A 16202-nucleotide genomic window follows, 5' to 3' on the forward strand; every position below is an offset into this window, starting at 1 on the left:
TTGGGTGACGTAGCTGCGTATTCCGATCAAATAATTCCCCACGCCCGATACCGGCCCCTTCCCGTCATCTCGCGCACGCCCAGCTCTCCGATCAAATTCAACGCGCCGCGAGGGGATATCTTCGCCGACTTCGCAATCATGTGCGCCGAGACGATCGGGCGCGACAGAAGCAGGTGGATGGCAACCGGAAGACTGCTCGTCGATCGCTTGCCCAGAGCCTTCCGCTCAAGCTGCCGTTTTGCCAGTGTCAGTCGATCGATGTCCTTCATCCCCGCAGCCGCAGCGGCACTCATTGCATCGAGAGAAGCTATCAGCCTCGTCGTTCGATCGCGAGCACGGCGGCGCTCGCGTGGAATTTCTCGCAGGCCAACCGCATAGGCCAGCAGGTGCGAACGAACCTTTCTGCGCGATCGCAGGAAATCCGAAACAAGCAACAGTCCGAGCCAGTGCTGGCGCTGCAGCGATTCGAGATGTTCCCATGCATCCCAGAGAACCGCCGCTGCCAAGGTGGCCGGGAACCGTTCCACCTTCTTGGCCAGCTCGAGCCACTCGCCGATCCGCTCGCCTTCATCCCAATCCGGATCGCGAATGAGCAGCTCGCCGACACTGAGCTCGGGCTCATGCTTCCTCGGCTCGGCGGGCTCGTTGCAATCAACAAGCCATTTGGTGCGAGCGAGGACTTGGTCGATCTCGGCCAGCTCGGGCGACAGTGCATCGTGATAGACCAAGTCGAGCTCCACCCCCTCCCCTTCCCTGTCGGCCGACACGGCCTCGATGGAGGACTCCTCCGCGACGCCAGCCAGCGCCATGATCCCTGATCGCGAAACTGCCCAGCCGGGATCGTTCCGCGAGACCTGGCGCCTCGCGCGCACGATGCGGTGCGCGATGACGAGCTCGTGGCTCGGCGCACGAATGTCCATCCGTGCGTCGTGGAGAACCAGGTCCTCAAGATGGACGAGCTCACCGGCGACCCACATACTAGCGATGGAATCGAAAAAGTCCGCCCGTTCGGCAAAGCCTGCACCGACCTCGGACCGGGCGACGCGCTCATCGAGCCGGGCAAGAGCATCCTCAGCGGCCGCCAACGGCCCCAGAAGGATCTTATGGGTCAGATTTCCGATTTCATAAACCATTGATAACACGACGCTTCGATTACGCTACGGAAGCTAACACGCTTTTCGCTTCCGTCACACCGGTAATTCTTACGCCCCTCTATATATAATGAGCGCTGCGGCCTTCGGGATTGAACAAGAGGCCCGGCAATCGATGCTCAGATCGACGAGAGAGCCCGCTTTTCGGGGGTTTTTGGCGCGTTCGGCTGTCAAAAACGCACCTAAGAGACGTTTACAAACGATCGGTTATTCGTGTCTTCTATATTTGTAATTTCGTCTCCGATCCAGCTCTCAGGCGCTCCAAATGGCCAAAACACCACGGAATCACTCCTCCCGTCGGCCACAGGGCCGGCTTATCGGCTATGCGCGCGTCTCAACAGACGAGCAGGCTACGGAAGCGCAGGAGATGGAGCTGAGGGCGGCCGGATGCGACACAATCATCCAGGAGCATGGTTCCGGCGCCTCGCGTACCCGCCCTGCCCTCGCCCGGCTTGTTCGCGAGATCGGCGCCGGCGACACCCTCGTTGTGGTTCGGCTCGACCGCCTGGCACGCTCGGTAAGCCATCTGCTTGATGTCATCGAGGACCTGACGGCAAAAGGTGCGCATTTCCGGTCGCTCAGCGACCCGATCGACACCACGACGCCGCAAGGGATGTTTTCCCTTCAGGTTCTTGGCGCCGTAGCCCAGCTGGAGCGGGCTCTCAACTCCGAACGGACCAAGGCAGGCATCAAAGCCGCCAAGGCAAAAGGTCGGCTACCAGGCAATCCAGGGCTCCGGGAAGGTCGGCCGGAAACGCTCGCCAAGATGACGGCCGCTCAAAAGGCAGCCTATGGAGTGCGTCTACAGTCATCCGCCAATCAATGGCTTCCCATCGTGCGGCGCATGCGACCCGACCACACCTGGGACGACATCTCGCGCGTTCTCAGACAACGTGGTCTCGATTGGACACCAGAGCGTTTGCGGCGCGCGGTGAAATGGATGGTCAGCGAAGGAATGGCCGACAAGTCGCTTTTGAGGAAGTCGCCGCCTCGGCCAGCTGAGGATCGTCTGATGACCCTCGTGGCGGGTATCCATTCCTCCAATCCCGAGCTAACCTTGCGCGAAATCGCCAACCAACTCGAACGACTTCATGAGCGCACCCCCCGTGGCGGTACGAAATGGGCGCCATCGTCCGTCAAGAACCTCATCGATCGGGCAAAGCGCAGCGGCTTGCTAGCGGCGCCAGAACACGCAGGCGAGGAATGATTTTGTGGCGCGTACGCAGTACAATTCGCGCAGCTCAATCTTATCCAGAACAGTCCGAACAATCCGTAAACGCCGGAGCGCGCAGCAGTGGAAGCCATGACCATCAACAGCCGGGACGATTTCGCGCAATGGGCGATTGAGAGAACCAGGTCGATCCTGGCTGACCAAGGATCGGATCTCGCTTCCGCGGCGCGGGCCGGAGATGATGCCAGGACGGGCGAAGCGGCAAATGTCCTCGGCCAGGCAATCTTAGATGCACTCCTCGACACATTCGACTATCTGCTCGACGACGACCGAGCCTGAGCCAAGTACCGTTCCCGAAATCCGAATCGATCAGCCATCAGGATCTGGGCTTTTTGAGCGACTTCAGAAGGGCTTCCGAGACCTCGAGCCGTCCTTCCCCGCTTGGTGGTTGGTGGTCAGCCTTCCTCGTCGATTTATCGGCGTCCAGTTTGGCGCGCAGCAGCGCCATGATCATGGGCCAGGTGGAGAATTTGCCGTCCCGTGCTTTGTCGGTGAGGCTGCGCAGATAGCCGCCAGCGCTGTTGATCTGGTCTGTTCGCTGGTAGATCGCGGCAAGCGTGATCGCCGCGTGCTGATCGCCCATGACCTCGCAGGCGTCTCGCCATGCGCTCGGGCTGATCGCCAGCATCGGCCGCGCAAGTTCCGCCGCAGCCAGGAAATCCCGCCAGTGTCGGATATCGCCGCCTTGCGTCAATTCGCTCAGGTTGGGACAGGCATCCAGCACGATCCCCAAAGGCAATTCCCGCTTCGGCAAGCTCCGCACGTTGCCGGTTTCTGCAGCGCTGCCGCCCACTTCTTCTTTATTTCGGGAGCCGTATTCAGATTCAGATATGGAGTCTGGGTTTGAATTCTGTATGTGGCGACCAGAATGGGACTCATTGGCATCCGGATTCTGTGTTTTTGCAAATGATTCCAGTACCTCGATGATCTCCATGTAGAGGCCGTGGAGATCGCAGCAGATATCCTCGACGAGTTGCCGTGGCGCTGAGCGCGGCAAGCGGCCGACGATAGCCTGATAAGTCTGATGGACCCTGCCCCAATTGCCTGGAACGTTCTCCTCGAGGCCAGTCTCGATGAGCTTGACGACATCGCGCCGAAGGAGCGTTAGGCGCTCCTTGGCAACCCGGAGCGCTTTCTTCTCGGCCCGTACCGTGTCTGCCAACTCCTGGAATTCCTCAGCCCGGGCGACGATCGGGGACAGGTCAAAACCATAGGCCTGTTCGACCTGCCCTCCCCTGCCCTTACGGGCGAAGCGCTTGCCGTTCGGACTATCGCGGCGAATGATCAGGCCACTGTCGACCAGGACGGCCAGATGGCGTCGCAGCGTCGTCGCCGGCATCCCATTGGCACGGGCCATGAGTTGCTCGTTGGATGGCCAGACGATCAGTTCGCCGTTGCCGGTGAGCTCTGTTTCCGGATGGAAGGACAGCAGCGCATTGAGAATGGAGAGCGAGCGGTCCGTGGCGCCAAGCGGTTCGCGCGCTTCGCGGATCGAATGGAACACGTTCCACTTATGAACCTGAGCGCCTTCCGGCACCGTTTTCGCTACGGCCTGGTTTGCCATCATGCCAAGCGACATCGTTCGCCGCCCAAAAGGCGTCGTTGGGGTATGCGTCTGCATTTTTCTTCACCTATCGCTAGGCAAAAGAAACCTGCTCACCGAATTGGCGCTCAAACCGACCGGAATGGTCTTGACTATGATTCGCGGAAATGGGATTCTCTTAGTCGCCAAACTTAAAGAGAAGGTCTTCCGGAATGCCGTTTCGGGGGCCTTTTTCTTTTGCGCTCAATCTCCGTTAGTGGTTGCTCATTTCTCCCGACGGAAAGCCTCATACAACTCGCTGAGATTTTCCGAGAGGTAGTCGCCGAACGCTGTTGCGTCGGCCCCCTTCGCCTTAATAGCGATGGTGAATTTCCTGCCGGTGGTCAGCATCTCCGCAGCGACACGACCATCCGATGGCGCCCACGTGCGTTTGGATGACGCCAGTGCGGCACGACGGCGCGGCTTAGAGGCTTTCAGTTTCACGACGATCGCATCGAACCGCGCTTCGCTTGGCAACCTCCGAAAATCGGAACTTGACGCCAAGGCCCGGGCAGTGTCGACATTGGCCGGTTTGTCGAGAAGCAGCTTGAGCTCATACCAGCGATCGCGACCGACGGCCTTGGCGCGGCCGATCACTTCGAGCAGGTCCTTTGGTATCGACGCAACAGAGAGCATTTTCGAAAGCGTCGGTCGATCGACACCGATCGCGGCGAGGGCGGTCGCGTTGTCCTCGTCGAATCTTCGTTGAACGATGTCGGCGGCAAACAACGCTTTCTCGATGAAGGATGTGTTCGCTCGCGCATTGTTTTCCTGTCCTTGGGCGATCACATGATCGCGCTCGGATATCTCCTTGATGACAGCGCGTAGCTTGAGACCAAGCTCGGTTGCCGCGCGCCAGCGGAGGCGACCGAAGACCAGCATGTAGCGGCCGGGCCGTTCGGGATGCGGGCGAAGGAGGGCAGGGGAGTTCTGGCCGGAACTGCGGATCGACTCCAGGACCTGGGCGTAGTCGGCCTCATAGTCTTCCTGGTCGACGTTGAGCCTGTCGTTAGCAAAGGATTGGTCGACCAAATCGGGGTCAACCTCGATTATCGTCTCGCCCTCGAGCAGCTTGCCTGCCTGAGCCGCCATTTCGTCGATCGAGCTTATGAGCGAGCGCGATGCACCCTTGAAGGTATAGTCCCTCGCGACCGGGCGCTCGACGGGAACGTCGCCGCTGTCCATAATGTTGGCGAAGGGATTTTTCCGCGCCATTTGACTAGCACTCCCTTATACGGCTTATGCACCTGAAACAGCTCACCTTTTCAGCGGTTTTGACGGCGGTCAACATCACAATCGCCCCCATGCCTGGTGGATCAGCCCCTGAATCTCAAAATTCACGGCATCCATGCTGTCAATCGCTCGATCATATGTGTCTCGATTGAAGTTCGACCGCTCGACCTCATAGAGCGTCTGCTTGGTGAGGCCAGCATCCGAGATCGCCGTGGACTTGAGCATAGGACTCTTCAGGATTTCCTCGGCGAGCATTGACTGCATAAATCCGACCATCTGCGCCTGAGGGACGTCCGTTGGCTCGTATCGGGTGATGAGATAACGTAACCAGTCGAGCCGCACTTCGGCGCCAGCATTCTTTATCGATTTCAAGATATTGCCAAGCATCAGCAGAAACTGGCTCATGGACATCAGGTCCAACATTTGTGGATGCACGGTGATCAGAACCGACGTCGCGGCCGAGAGGGCGGAAAGCGTGAGATATCCGAGCTGGGGCGGGCAATCGATGACGACGATGTCATAGCGTTCACTGACTGAGTCCAACGCGCGGGCGATCCTTGTGAAGAAACGCTTACCCTCTTGAGACGACGACTGCATTGCAAGAGGCGTCTCATACTCGTATTCTTGGAGCTCGAGGTTCGCTGGAATGATGTCGAGCAACGGAAAGTTCGTCTGGCGGATCACCTCTTCGACCGGGACGGGATTATCGTATCGGATCGAATCGTAGAGCGAGGGGTTCTTATCGAGCTCCGGCTGGAAACCATGGAGGGCTGAAAGCGACGCCTGCGGATCAAGATCCACCGTCAATACTCTATGACCGGTAAGGGCAAGGTGTTGCGCGAGGTGCGCCGCAGTGGTGGTCTTTCCTGATCCGCCTTTGAAATTGACGACCGCGATGACCTGGAGCTTTTCGTCAGGCTTGCGGTAGGGCACGTACTTTTTTGAGTCCGAGCGTCCGTTCTTATCGAGATAGTGCCGAAGTTCGGTCATCTGCTCGGCCGAATAGAAGCGCCGGCCGCCGGCCACGACCAAAGGATCAGGCCCCTTCTTTTCAAGATGAAGTCGTTTTAGATTATTCGGACTGACACCTAAATAGTGGGCGGCTTCAGCCATCGAGAACCGCCGAAGTGTCTTTTGCCCCTCGGAGGGAAACTTTTCGACCCGAAGTTGATCGAGCTTGCGCGAGATCTCGGCCCCTTGGGCGAGAATTTTATCGTCAAACTCAAATTCTGGGAGAAATGCCATCTCCGCTTTGTCCCTCGACGAGAAAATAGCGCCAAATTCGACCATTTGGCCAATCTGGCGCCAGTATGAGCGATTCCCGTTCTCTGGCAAGCGATTTTAGGTTAACAAAAGGTTGCCACAGGAATGGCCGCCACCCACAGAAGCCCTGATACTTCCTGCTTTTTCCCTTTATATCAATGGTTTAATCAGGTTCCCTGAAGATGCGCGGGGCGAATTGAAGCCGCCGCCGCCTGGGAAGTTTCACAGGTCTCCCTTCCTCCGGATGAAAGATTTCTCGCCAGGCATTGCGTCAGAATCACCATCCGCATGATTGACTAAATCGAGCACCCTGCGCGGCGAACCCGACTGCAAGCGATGCGAAGATCGCGCACCCGACGCTCGCCCAAGTTCGGTCAAACCAGCTTTTGGCGCACAGCGAGCGCAACCGCATGGGTGAGATTGACCGCGCCCAGTTTTTCTCGCGCGTTTTGAAGATGGTATTCGACAGTCCGCGTGGTCGTACCAATGATCTGCGCAACTTCCGACATGCGCTTGCCTTTGGCCGTCCACGCCAAACACACCCGCTCGCGCTGGGTCAGCCGGACCCCTTGCGCGACCGCCGGCTCAAGCATCCATCGGCGCACATAAACATCGACATGCAAGCCAATCGCTTCAGCGGCTAGAGGACAGTCTTCGAGGCAGTTATCCGGACGACCAGACGATGCAAGCGTAAACAGGACACTCCGCCCGAAACCGGCTCGTATCGGAACCGAAACGCCCGAAGTAATACCGAACGCACGCGCCTCTCCGAAGAAGCAGCGCCCCTCTCTAGACAAGTCGTCGTCCAGCTTGCCCTCGGACCACGCATAACAGCCCGTTGCTGTCCGGGCCAATTGCACCACCGGATCGATGCCGGCATAACCATTCGCCAGATAATTGCGCTGCCACGCACGCGGATACGTTGAGAACGTCTCAACTTCTGTGCCGCAGACCGAAAGATAGGCAAACCACTCAAAGCCGAGATCGGCCGCCAAATCCTTCAGCGACGATTTCACTCCGGTCATATCGCTTGCTGCTTCCAGCGAATCTCGAAGGTGATCAAGTGTCTGATTCCGCAAGCGTTCACTCCGACGTCTGTTAAACGATGCGCGCGCAAGCGCCCAGGTCTCATACAAGTTTAGCCAATCCGGCAGCGCACTTCACCATTGCAGAACCATCTGTGCATGTGAGTCCACAAAGATTTACCTGTGGAGTTTCACAGGTGGCGAAGCGGGCCGTAGCTCGATTCAAGTGCCCCACGGGAAAACCATAATCGGGGGTCGTAATGCAGGCATTCGCCATACGAGGGACAACAAGTGACACGAACGAACGGGCACTTCTCACGCAGATGCACGTCCTTCGAACCCGGGTGTTCAAAGACCGGCTCGGCTGGGATGTCAAAGTCCGCAATGGGCAGGAGTTCGATGAGTACGACGCGCTGAACCCGATTTATCTTGTGCTTTGTGATGGTCGTTCTCAGGTGATCGGCTGCGCCCGCTTACTGCCCTCAACGGGTCCCACCATGTTGGCAGGCACGTTTCGGTTTCTGCTCGGCGATAGCCCCGTGCCGAAATCCCGCACGATCGTCGAGAGCTCCCGGTTCTGCGTCGAAACGAGTTCATCAACAGCTACGTCCGCGTCGGGACTACGTGAGGCAACATTGGCCCTTTTAGCGGGAGTCATCGAATTAGCGCGAAGCAATGGCTTCGACCAGATCGTCACCGTTACGGACACGCGCTTTGAGCGCGTCCTCAAGAGGGCTGCTTGGCCGCTCGAGCGGCTCAGCCCGCCGCACCCGGTCGGCAACACGATAGCGGTCGCTGGCACACTCATGGCCGACCTTGCCAGCTTCAATCGTGTGAAGCCCGACAGTTATCGTGGCCTTCTGCCCTCCGCCAAGGAAATCGCCGCCTAGTGCGGTGACCGTGGAATGAGCGAATCCCTGAGAAGGTTGGTCTTCAGCCTGCGCGACTCCCTTGGCGCGACGATCACTGCTGCACTCGATGACGAGCAGGTCGTCGAGGTGATGCTAAACCCTGATGGCAAACTGTTTATCGAACGGGCAGGGCAGGGGATCGTGCATGCTGGCATGATGCTGCCCTCTGACGCCGAGATCGTCATCGGCAAGGTGGCCCACGCGCTAATAACCGAAGTGCACCGAAACCGCCCTATCATTTCCGGGGAGCTTCCGCTTGGCGGGCATCGCTTTGAGGGCATTCTGCCGCCGGCTGCGCCGAAACCCATGTTCACCATCCGAAAGCGGGCCTCGATGCTGTTCCGGCTCGATCGCTATGTTGCCGATGGCATCATGACGCCGGGCCAGGTCGAGGTCATCCGCGAAGCGATCACGAACCGGCTCAATATCGTGATCTCTGGCGGCACCGGCACCGGCAAAACCACCCTGACCAACGCAATTCTGGCAGAGCTGGTCGAGGTCACGCCGGATCATCGTCTGGTGATCCTTGAGGACACCGCCGAGATCCAGTGTTCGGCAAAGAACCATGTGTCCCTGCACACCACCGATACGGTCGATATGGGCCGTTTGCTGAAATCGACGATGCGGCTCCGTCCGGACCGCATCATCGTGGGCGAGGTTCGCGACGGTGCGGCCCTGACGCTCCTAAAGGCGTGGAACACCGGCCATCCGGGCGGAGTGACGACGGTTCACTCCAATTCGGCTCTCGCGGCTTTGACCCGCCTCGAGCAGCTTGTTGCGGAAGTGTCCACGCAACCGATGCCCGAAGTCATCGGGGAGGCGGTTGATCTGATCGTTTCCATCGAGCGCGCGCCGCAAGGCCGCGTGGTTCGGGAAATCCTCAAGGTCGATGGGTTCCGTAATGGAACCTACCAGACGAGGCCGATTGGCAATCCAAAATCCGACAGTATGCAGGGAAAGCTCCATGTCGCGTAAAATCCTATCGCTCACGCTCGCCCTCGCCGCAGCGTCTGTTTTCATGATTGAACCGGCGCTTGCTGGCGGCGGCGGCGGTCTTCCGTGGGAAGGCCCGCTTCAACAGATCCAGCAATCGATTACCGGCCCGGTCGCTGGCGCCATCGCGCTTGCCGCGGTCGCCATTGCCGGCGGCATGTTGATCTTCGGTGGCGAGCTAAACGACTTTGCCCGCCGTCTTGTCTTTGTCGTACTCGTCGCCGGCATTCTGCTCGGCGCAACACAGATTGTTGCTCTATTCGGTGCTGGCGGCGCCTCGATTGGCGTGCCAGAGGTCGCCGCCGCCACAACGTCGGAACTTCGCTAGTGGCTGAGATTGGCGACAACCTTGATAGGGCGCGGATTCACCGCGCCCTATCAAGGCCGACCCTCCTGTTCGGGGCGGATCGTGAACTTGCGCTGGTGACTGGCCTTCTGGCCGTCATCCTCGTTTTCGTGGTCCTGACGATTGTTTCTGCGGTCCTGGGGGCGGTGATCTGGATCGTGGTCGTTGGGCTGCTGCGCATGATGGCCAAATCCGATCCGTTCCTGCGGCACGTCTATGTGCGCCACATCAAGTACCGGTCCTATTACCGGCCAACCTCGACCCCTTGGCGGAAATACTGATACAATGGTTGCGCTAAAGAAATTTCGGCACGCGGGGCCGTCATTCTCCGACCTTTTGCCCTACGCGGCACTGGTCGAAAACGGCATCATGCTCCTAAAGGACGGTTCGCTGATGGCGGGCTGGTATTTCGCCGGGCCGGACAGTGAAAGCTCGACCGATTTCGAGCGCAACGAGGTTTCGCGCCAGATCAATACCATCCTCGCCCGCCTCGGGACGGGCTGGATGATACAGGTCGAAGCGATCCGCATCCCAACGACAAGCTATCCCTCGCCGGAGCAATGCTATTTCCCCGACCCTGTATCGCGCCTGATTGACGATGAGCGGCGCAGGCGCTTTGAGCGTGCGGACGGCCATTTTGCGAGCCAGCACGCCATCATCCTGACCTATCGCGAGCCCGAACAGCGCAAGTCGGGATTGGTCAAATATGTTTACTCCGATGCCGACTCCCGGCGCGAAACGAACGCCGATCGCATCCTGAACAAGTTCAAGACCGCGATACGGGAATTTGAGCAATACATGGCGAACGTTGTGCAGATACGGCGGATGCAGACCCATGAGGTTGAAGAACGGGGCGGAGCCAAGATCGCCAAATATGACGATCTTTTGCAGTTCGCCCGCTTCTGCATCGTGGGGGAAACCCACCCGATCCGGCTTCCCGATATCCCGATGTATCTCGACTACGTCGTGACGGCCGAGTTCCACCATGGCCTCTCGCCACTGGTGGACAATCGCTATGTCGGCGTTGTGGCGATTGACGGTTTTCCGGCCGAGAGCTGGCCGGGCATTCTCAATTCGCTCGATCTCATGCCACTGACCTATCGCTGGTCGTCTCGCTTCATGTTCCTCGATCCCGTCGAAGCACGACAAAAGCTCGAACGGACGCGCAAAAAGTGGGTACAGAAGGTCCGGCCCTTCATGGATCAGCTTTTCCAGACCAATTCGGGCGCCATCGACCAGGACGCCGCTTTGATGGTGGCCGAAAGTGAGGACGCCATCGCGGCGGCCAATAGCCAGCTCATCGCCTATGGCTATTACACGCCGGTCATCATGATATTCGAGACCGATGAGGCTCGCCTGCGCGAAAAGTGCGAGGGCGTTCGGCGTTTGATCCAGGCCGAAGGTTTTGCCGCGCGGATCGAAACGCTCAACGCCACCGAAGCCTATTTGGGGAGCTTGCCGGGCAACTGGTACGCCAATATCCGCGAACCGCTGATCCACACACGCAATCTCGCTGACATGGTGCCGCTCAATTCGGTGTGGTCTGGTGAAGCCGAAGCGCCGTGCCCGTTCTATCCGGAAGGCTCGCCCCCGCTGATGCAGGTGGCCTCTGGCTCAAGCCCGTTCCGGCTCAACCTGCATGTTGGCGACGTCGGCCACACCCTGATTTTCGGGCCAACCGGTTCGGGCAAATCCACTTTGCTCGCGCTGATCGCAGCACAGTTCCGACGCTACAAAGACGCGCAGGTTTTTGCCTTCGACAAGGGCAAGTCCATGTACCCGCTCACCGTCGCGGTTGGCGGCGATCATTACGATGTTGGCTCGGACGATGTTCTGGCCTTCGCGCCGCTTTCCGAACTGGAAACGGATTCGGACAAGGCTTGGGCGGCCGAATGGATCGAAACGCTGATTACGATGCAGGGGGTCAAGGTCGATCCTGACCATCGCAACGCGATCAGCCATCAGATTGATCTTATGGCCAGCTCCGAACATCGGTCCCTCTCGGACTTCGTGTCGGGCGTTCAGAAGCGCGATATCAAGGATGCGCTTCAACACTACACCGTTGAAGGCCCGATGGGGAACCTGCTCGACGCCGAAAGGGATACCCTCAAGCTTTCCGCGTTCCAGACTTTTGAAATCGAAGAGCTGATGAACATGGGGGACCGCAACCTTGTGCCGGTCCTGCTCTACCTGTTCCGTCGGATCGAAAAGCGCCTGACGGGCGAGCCCAGCCTTATCATTCTCGATGAGGCTTGGCTGATGCTTGGTCATCCCGCTTTCAGGGAAAAGATCAGAGAATGGCTCAAGGTTCTGCGCAAGGCCAATTGCGCCGTTATCCTTGCCACGCAGTCGATATCAGACGCGACCGGCTCGGGCATTATCGACGTTCTCAAAGAGAGCTGCCCGACCAAGATTTGCCTGCCAAACGGGGCAGCCCGCGAATCTGGCACGCGCGAGTTTTATGAACGGATCGGCTTCAACGAGCGGCAAATTGAGATCGTCGCAACCGCCACTCCCAAGCGCGAATACTATGTGGCCTCGCCGGACGGGCGGCGGCTGTTCGACATGGCCCTGGGGCCAATCACCCTGTCTTTCGTGGGCGCGTCCGGAAAGGACGACATCAAGCGGATCAAGGATCTGCGGCAAGCCTACGGCGACGACTGGACTACCCATTGGCTTTTATCGAGAGGAATCGAAGATGCGACTCTACGCCAAGCTTGGTAGCGCGGCCCTGTCCGCTGTCCTGTCGGCCGGCCTGACTGGCGCTGCCCATGCCGGGGCGGCGGCGGGCGGCGCGACCGAATGGACGCAGCTACTCAACAACGCCCAGCTCATCGACCTGGCCGGCACCAATGTTGAACAGGTCGGGCAGAATGCGCAGCAGATTGCCAACCAGCTCACTCAAATCCAGAACCAGATCGACCAGTACCGCACGATGCTGCAAAATCTGGAACAACTTCCAGAAAACATCTGGGGTGATGCGGTTGCCGATCTGAACCAGCTTCAACAGCTTGTCGCCCAAGGCGACGGTATCGCCTTTTCCATGGGCAATCTCGATGACGTTCTCAAAGAGCGTTTTGGTTCATATGCGGATTTCCAGGGCAGTCTGCCGGAAGATTTCTCGTCCATGTACGATTCATGGTCGCGGACCAATCGCGACACGATCGCCGGCACGCTCGCCGGGGCGGGCCTGACGGCCGATCAGTTCCAAACCGAAGCGCAAACCATGGCGCAATTGCAGCGCCAGTCGGAAACCGCTGTCGGCCAGATGCAGGCTTTGCAGGTCGGCCATTCAATCGCCAGTCAGCAAGTTGAGCAGATGCAGAAGCTTCGCGGGCTTTTGTCTCAGCAAACCACGATGATGGGCACCTGGTATCAGTCGGAACAGGCTGAACGCGATTTGGCGCAGGCCCGCCGCGACGCCTTCTTTAACAGCAATGTTCCCTCGACCTCGGGCGGCCAGGAAATGGCCCCCAGGTGGTGAATATGCCGGCGATATCTCTGCCCGTTGTCGTCGTGATCGCGCTTCTTTCGGCTGTCGCCGGAAGCGCGGTCACCTATGTCGTCGTGCCCACCGATGACCCGCAAGCGCGGGCGCTGTTGGCCCGGCAGGTCGAACTTCTCGAACAGGAAGCCGCCGCGCGCGAAGCGGCGGCCGAACGCCGTCAGGACTTCTTTGGGTCCAATCCCGACACCTTTCCCACATCGGGCGGCCAGGAAATGGCTCCTCGGTTCGGGACGAACTGAGGGGTATCGTCATGCGCGCTGGCACTCTCCTGAAGATCTCAGGCGTCTTCCTCGGCTTGGCTGTGCTGGTCGATCCTGCCATTGCGCAGGACGGATCGGTGCTAACAGAGATGGAGAACCAGGTCGTTGCCGCAACGCAAGGGTGGCAGGATCGGGTGCTTGACGCGGCAACCTCGCTGTTCTGGATTCTGGCCGGCATCGAGGTCGGCATAGCCGCCGTTATGCTGGCCATTCAGGCTCCGGCGATCGAAGCGTGGTTTGGCGAGCTGGTGCGCCGCATCCTTTTCATCGGCTTCTTCCTGTTCGTCCTGCAGGTCGGGCCTGAGTTTGCACGGGCCGTTGTCGATAGCCTCTTCCAGATTGGTGCTGACGGAGGCTCTGCGTCGCCGGCCAATGTTTTCAATGCCGGCATTCGTGTTGCATCGCAGCTCTCGGATAACGCGCAGTTCGGCCTCTTCGAGGACAATGCCATGGCCATGGCAGCGGTCTTTGCCATGATCGTGGTGGTGATCTGCTTCGCGCTCGTGGCCGCAATCTTCGTTTCCGTTCTCGTAGAGATGTATGTCGGCCTGCTGGCCGGGATGATTATGCTCGGCCTCGGCGGCTCGTCCTTCACCAAGGACTTCGCAGTCCGCTACCTCGTTTATGCATTTTCGGTCGGCATGAAGTTGATGGCGCTCGTGATGATCGCGCGCATCGGCTCGGAAGTGCTGATCGGCATGTCCAACAACACCACGAGCGAAGACCAGTTTCTGACGACGCTCACGATCGCGGGGATCTCGGTCGTCGTCTTCATGATCGCGATGTACGTCCCCAACATCATTCAAGGCGTGGTCCAGGGGGTATCGGTCAGCAACGGCATGGAAACATTCCGGGCCGGGGCACAGATCGGGTCCTTCGCAGCTCTCGGGGCCGGGGCCGCTCTTGGGGCGGCGGGCGTTGCCAAGGGCGGCATGGCCGCCGCTAGCGCGGCAAAGGCTGGCGGGGCCGGCTTCGGCGGTCAAGCCTCGGTGGCAATGAAGGCGATGGGCGGCTCTGTGGGCGGTGCCGCCGCCGACAAGCTCATGGGCATTCCCGGCGCGCGGATGGGTTCGACCCTCGGGCTCGCCAATCAGAAGCTCCGCGACAGCCAACAGGGGCGCGGCGGAAACAGCAACAGAATGATGGACGACGGCAAATGAGCGTTCGCAAGCAACTTCGAGGCATAGCGCATGGCTAAGAAAGTACCCGACAATCCCTATCTTGCCGCACGCTATGAATGGAACGAACGCTATGGCTCCTATGTGCGTGCAGCAACCGCTTGGCGCACCATCGGCCTTGTCTCGATGACCATGGCCGTGATCGGCTTCGGCTACGCGCTCTACCAGTCCACACAGGTCAAGCTCGTCCCCTACATTGTTGAGGTCGATCAGCTCGGCAATTCGGCCGCAGGCGGGTTCCCCGCGCAGATCGAATATGCCGATGAGCGCGTGGTGCGCGCGATGCTTGGCCAATGGGTGACGAACTTCCGCTCGATCACGCCCGATACGGTCGTGCAAACCGGGTACATCAACCAGACCTATGCGATGCTACGGCGGCAAGATCCTTCCACCGAGAAGGTCAACGCTTGGTTCCGCAATAACTCGCCCTTCGATCAGGCGCGAGAAAAGACGGTTTCCGTCGAAATCAACAATGTAGTGGCCCTGTCCAACCAGTCCTATCAGATCGACTGGACCGAGATCGAGCGCGATAGGCAGGGCAGGGAATTGCAGACCCGACGCTGGCGCGGAGTTGCCACCGTTACACTATCGCCGCCTCAAGACGAGGCTATCATTCGTCTCAATCCGATCGGTCTTTACCTGGCCGATTTCGATTGGACCGCTCAGCTTTAATTTCCATCGCTCGCGGAGAGAGTAATGTTCAACACCAGATATTTGCGCGCGGGCGTGGGTGCGTTTGCCTTGATGGCGGCAAGCCTCGCCCCTTCGGCTAGTTTCGCGGCCGACCAGAACGCCCAACGGGGCACCCATCTGTCGGGCCAGTGGCAGAACGCCCCGGCCGTTGTGACGCGGGGCGCAGATGGCACCGTGATCTATCTCTATGGCGAAACTCAGCCGACCGTTGTTTGTTCCCCGTTGCAGCTCTGCGAAATTGCGTTGCAGGCCGGCGAAGCCGTTCGCGACGTCCTGGTGGGCGATACGGTTCGCTGGCAGGTCGAGCCGGCGTCGTCGGGCTCGCCCGAAGGCCCTCGCATCCATCTTGTGGTCAAGCCCGCCAAAGCGGGGCTTAAAACGTCCATGGTCGTCACCACGTCGCGGCGTACCTACCACATCAACCTCGAGTCGCGCTCAAGCGGCTATATGGCTCGGGTCGCTTTCTCCTATCCGGAGGATATTCGCCAGCAAATCGCCGCCGTAAATCAGCAGATTCAGGACAGCATCATTCCTGGCGCTGGCGTCGCCGCCGAAAACCTCAATTTCAACTTCTCGATCAGCGGCAATGCCCGGTGGAAGCCGTCGCGCATCTATACCGACGGGATGAAGACCTACATTCAGTTCCCCGGCCACCTCGGCAGCGGCGATGCCCCGATCCTGTTCGTCCAGTCGGGCGGGCAAAACCAGATCGTCAATTACCGGCTCAACAACAACATGATGATCGTGGATTACCTGATCGATCGGGCCGTGCTGGTCAACGGCGTGGGCAATCAACAGCAGCGCATTACCATTCGGAGGAGGGGATAG

The 16202-nt window shown here is 59.2% G+C and carries 17 protein-coding genes; 12 read left to right on the top strand and 5 right to left on the bottom strand.

Annotation, left to right across the window (positions count from 1 at the left end; translation table 11 throughout):
• Positions 1 to 26: 26 nt before the first annotated feature.
• A complete protein-coding gene (locus tag V6617_RS18720) occupies positions 27 to 1133 on the bottom strand; it encodes an RHE_PE00001 family protein (protein WP_338610876.1) in 1107 nt (368 codons plus the stop codon).
• A 283-nt stretch (positions 1134 to 1416) separates the two neighbouring features.
• Here V6617_RS18720 and V6617_RS18725 point away from each other — a divergent pair, with 283 nt between their 5' ends.
• Together V6617_RS18725 and V6617_RS18730 are read left to right on the top strand one after the other, a co-directional pair.
• The gene (locus V6617_RS18725; protein ID WP_338610878.1) at positions 1417 to 2358 is read left to right on the top strand and encodes a recombinase family protein; all 942 of its coding nucleotides are present in this window, start codon (positions 1417 to 1419) and stop codon (positions 2356 to 2358) included.
• Between the two features lie 96 nt (positions 2359 to 2454).
• Positions 2455 to 2661, top strand: coding sequence for a hypothetical protein (locus tag V6617_RS18730; RefSeq protein ID WP_338611055.1), 207 nt, complete (start codon positions 2455 to 2457; stop codon positions 2659 to 2661).
• 37 nt (positions 2662 to 2698) lie between these two features.
• Here V6617_RS18730 and repC read toward each other — a convergent pair whose 3' ends face one another.
• From repC to V6617_RS18750, 4 genes are all read right to left on the bottom strand, one after another.
• Positions 2699 to 4003 carry a plasmid replication protein RepC gene (gene repC / locus V6617_RS18735; RefSeq protein WP_338610879.1) on the bottom strand — a complete coding sequence of 435 codons (1305 nt, stop codon included), beginning with the start codon at positions 4001 to 4003 and terminating at the stop codon, positions 2699 to 2701.
• A 186-nt stretch (positions 4004 to 4189) separates the two neighbouring features.
• A complete protein-coding gene (gene repB, locus V6617_RS18740; RefSeq protein ID WP_338610881.1) occupies positions 4190 to 5179 on the bottom strand; it encodes a plasmid partitioning protein RepB in 990 nt (329 codons plus the stop codon).
• A 75-nt stretch (positions 5180 to 5254) separates the two neighbouring features.
• The gene (gene repA / locus V6617_RS18745; RefSeq protein ID WP_338611057.1) at positions 5255 to 6442 is read right to left on the bottom strand and encodes a plasmid partitioning protein RepA; all 1188 of its coding nucleotides are present in this window, start codon (positions 6440 to 6442) and stop codon (positions 5255 to 5257) included.
• Between the two features lie 392 nt (positions 6443 to 6834).
• Positions 6835 to 7539: an autoinducer binding domain-containing protein gene (locus V6617_RS18750; protein ID WP_338610882.1), complete on the bottom strand. Its 705-nt coding sequence runs from the start codon at positions 7537 to 7539 to the stop codon at positions 6835 to 6837.
• 206 nt (positions 7540 to 7745) lie between these two features.
• On the opposite strand from V6617_RS18750, the gene V6617_RS18755 reads away from it, so the two are divergent.
• The 10 genes from V6617_RS18755 to trbG are packed head-to-tail and all read left to right on the top strand — an operon-like array spanning position 7746 to position 16202.
• Positions 7746 to 8375 (top strand): acyl-homoserine-lactone synthase, encoded by a 630-nt coding sequence (locus V6617_RS18755; protein ID WP_338610884.1) that lies wholly within the window; start codon positions 7746 to 7748, stop codon positions 8373 to 8375.
• A gap of 15 nt (positions 8376 to 8390) precedes the next feature.
• Positions 8391 to 9371 (top strand): P-type conjugative transfer ATPase TrbB, encoded by a 981-nt coding sequence (gene trbB, locus V6617_RS18760; RefSeq protein ID WP_338610886.1) that lies wholly within the window; start codon positions 8391 to 8393, stop codon positions 9369 to 9371.
• Positions 9361 to 9717, top strand: coding sequence for a TrbC/VirB2 family protein (locus tag V6617_RS18765; protein ID WP_338610887.1), 357 nt, complete (start codon positions 9361 to 9363; stop codon positions 9715 to 9717). The genes trbB and V6617_RS18765 overlap by 11 nt, the downstream gene beginning before the upstream one ends.
• Positions 9717 to 10016 (top strand): conjugal transfer protein TrbD, encoded by a 300-nt coding sequence (locus V6617_RS18770; protein ID WP_338610889.1) that lies wholly within the window; start codon positions 9717 to 9719, stop codon positions 10014 to 10016. Before V6617_RS18765 ends, V6617_RS18770 begins: the two co-directional genes overlap by 1 nt.
• Positions 10017 to 10020: 4 nt before the next feature.
• Entirely contained in the window at positions 10021 to 12459 is a 2439-nt protein-coding gene (locus V6617_RS18775; protein WP_338610891.1) for a conjugal transfer protein TrbE, read from the top strand.
• Positions 12434 to 13219 (top strand): P-type conjugative transfer protein TrbJ, encoded by a 786-nt coding sequence (trbJ, locus tag V6617_RS18780; protein WP_338610893.1) that lies wholly within the window; start codon positions 12434 to 12436, stop codon positions 13217 to 13219. Before V6617_RS18775 ends, trbJ begins: the two co-directional genes overlap by 26 nt.
• A 2-nt stretch (positions 13220 to 13221) precedes the next feature.
• On the top strand, positions 13222 to 13482 hold the full coding sequence (locus V6617_RS18785; RefSeq protein WP_338610894.1) for a DUF2749 domain-containing protein: 261 nt from the start codon (positions 13222 to 13224) through the stop codon (positions 13480 to 13482).
• 11 nt (positions 13483 to 13493) lie between these two features.
• Positions 13494 to 14663 carry a P-type conjugative transfer protein TrbL gene (gene trbL, locus V6617_RS18790; RefSeq protein ID WP_338610895.1) on the top strand — a complete coding sequence of 390 codons (1170 nt, stop codon included), beginning with the start codon at positions 13494 to 13496 and terminating at the stop codon, positions 14661 to 14663.
• 30 nt (positions 14664 to 14693) lie between these two features.
• Complete coding sequence (gene trbF, locus V6617_RS18795) at positions 14694 to 15353, top strand: conjugal transfer protein TrbF (protein WP_338610897.1); 660 nt, start codon at positions 14694 to 14696, stop codon at positions 15351 to 15353.
• A 24-nt stretch (positions 15354 to 15377) separates the two neighbouring features.
• Positions 15378 to 16202 (top strand): P-type conjugative transfer protein TrbG, encoded by an 825-nt coding sequence (gene trbG / locus V6617_RS18800; RefSeq protein ID WP_338610898.1) that lies wholly within the window; start codon positions 15378 to 15380, stop codon positions 16200 to 16202.

Origin of the sequence: Pelagibacterium nitratireducens (genome assembly GCF_037044555.1) — a bacterium.
Lineage (GTDB): Bacteria > Pseudomonadota > Alphaproteobacteria > Rhizobiales > Devosiaceae > Pelagibacterium > Pelagibacterium nitratireducens.

What these genes read in the sequence shown, in the direction of transcription:
- V6617_RS18720 (WP_338610876.1), bottom strand. Translation starts at nt 1,133, where the DNA reads ATGGTTTATGAAATCGGAAATCTGACCCATAAGATCCTTCTGGGGCCG.
- V6617_RS18725 (WP_338610878.1), top strand. Translation starts at nt 1,417, where the DNA reads ATGGCCAAAACACCACGGAATCACTCCTCCCGTCGGCCACAGGGCCGG.
- V6617_RS18730 (WP_338611055.1), top strand. Translation starts at nt 2,455, where the DNA reads ATGACCATCAACAGCCGGGACGATTTCGCGCAATGGGCGATTGAGAGA.
- repC (WP_338610879.1), bottom strand. Translation starts at nt 4,003, where the DNA reads ATGCAGACGCATACCCCAACGACGCCTTTTGGGCGGCGAACGATGTCG.
- repB (WP_338610881.1), bottom strand. Translation starts at nt 5,179, where the DNA reads ATGGCGCGGAAAAATCCCTTCGCCAACATTATGGACAGCGGCGACGTT.
- repA (WP_338611057.1), bottom strand. Translation starts at nt 6,442, where the DNA reads ATGGCATTTCTCCCAGAATTTGAGTTTGACGATAAAATTCTCGCCCAA.
- V6617_RS18755 (WP_338610884.1), top strand. Translation starts at nt 7,746, where the DNA reads ATGCAGGCATTCGCCATACGAGGGACAACAAGTGACACGAACGAACGG.
- trbB (WP_338610886.1), top strand. Translation starts at nt 8,391, where the DNA reads ATGAGCGAATCCCTGAGAAGGTTGGTCTTCAGCCTGCGCGACTCCCTT.
- V6617_RS18765 (WP_338610887.1), top strand. Translation starts at nt 9,361, where the DNA reads ATGTCGCGTAAAATCCTATCGCTCACGCTCGCCCTCGCCGCAGCGTCT.
- V6617_RS18775 (WP_338610891.1), top strand. Translation starts at nt 10,021, where the DNA reads ATGGTTGCGCTAAAGAAATTTCGGCACGCGGGGCCGTCATTCTCCGAC.
- trbJ (WP_338610893.1), top strand. Translation starts at nt 12,434, where the DNA reads ATGCGACTCTACGCCAAGCTTGGTAGCGCGGCCCTGTCCGCTGTCCTG.
- V6617_RS18785 (WP_338610894.1), top strand. Translation starts at nt 13,222, where the DNA reads ATGCCGGCGATATCTCTGCCCGTTGTCGTCGTGATCGCGCTTCTTTCG.
- trbL (WP_338610895.1), top strand. Translation starts at nt 13,494, where the DNA reads ATGCGCGCTGGCACTCTCCTGAAGATCTCAGGCGTCTTCCTCGGCTTG.
- trbF (WP_338610897.1), top strand. Translation starts at nt 14,694, where the DNA reads ATGGCTAAGAAAGTACCCGACAATCCCTATCTTGCCGCACGCTATGAA.
- trbG (WP_338610898.1), top strand. Translation starts at nt 15,378, where the DNA reads ATGTTCAACACCAGATATTTGCGCGCGGGCGTGGGTGCGTTTGCCTTG.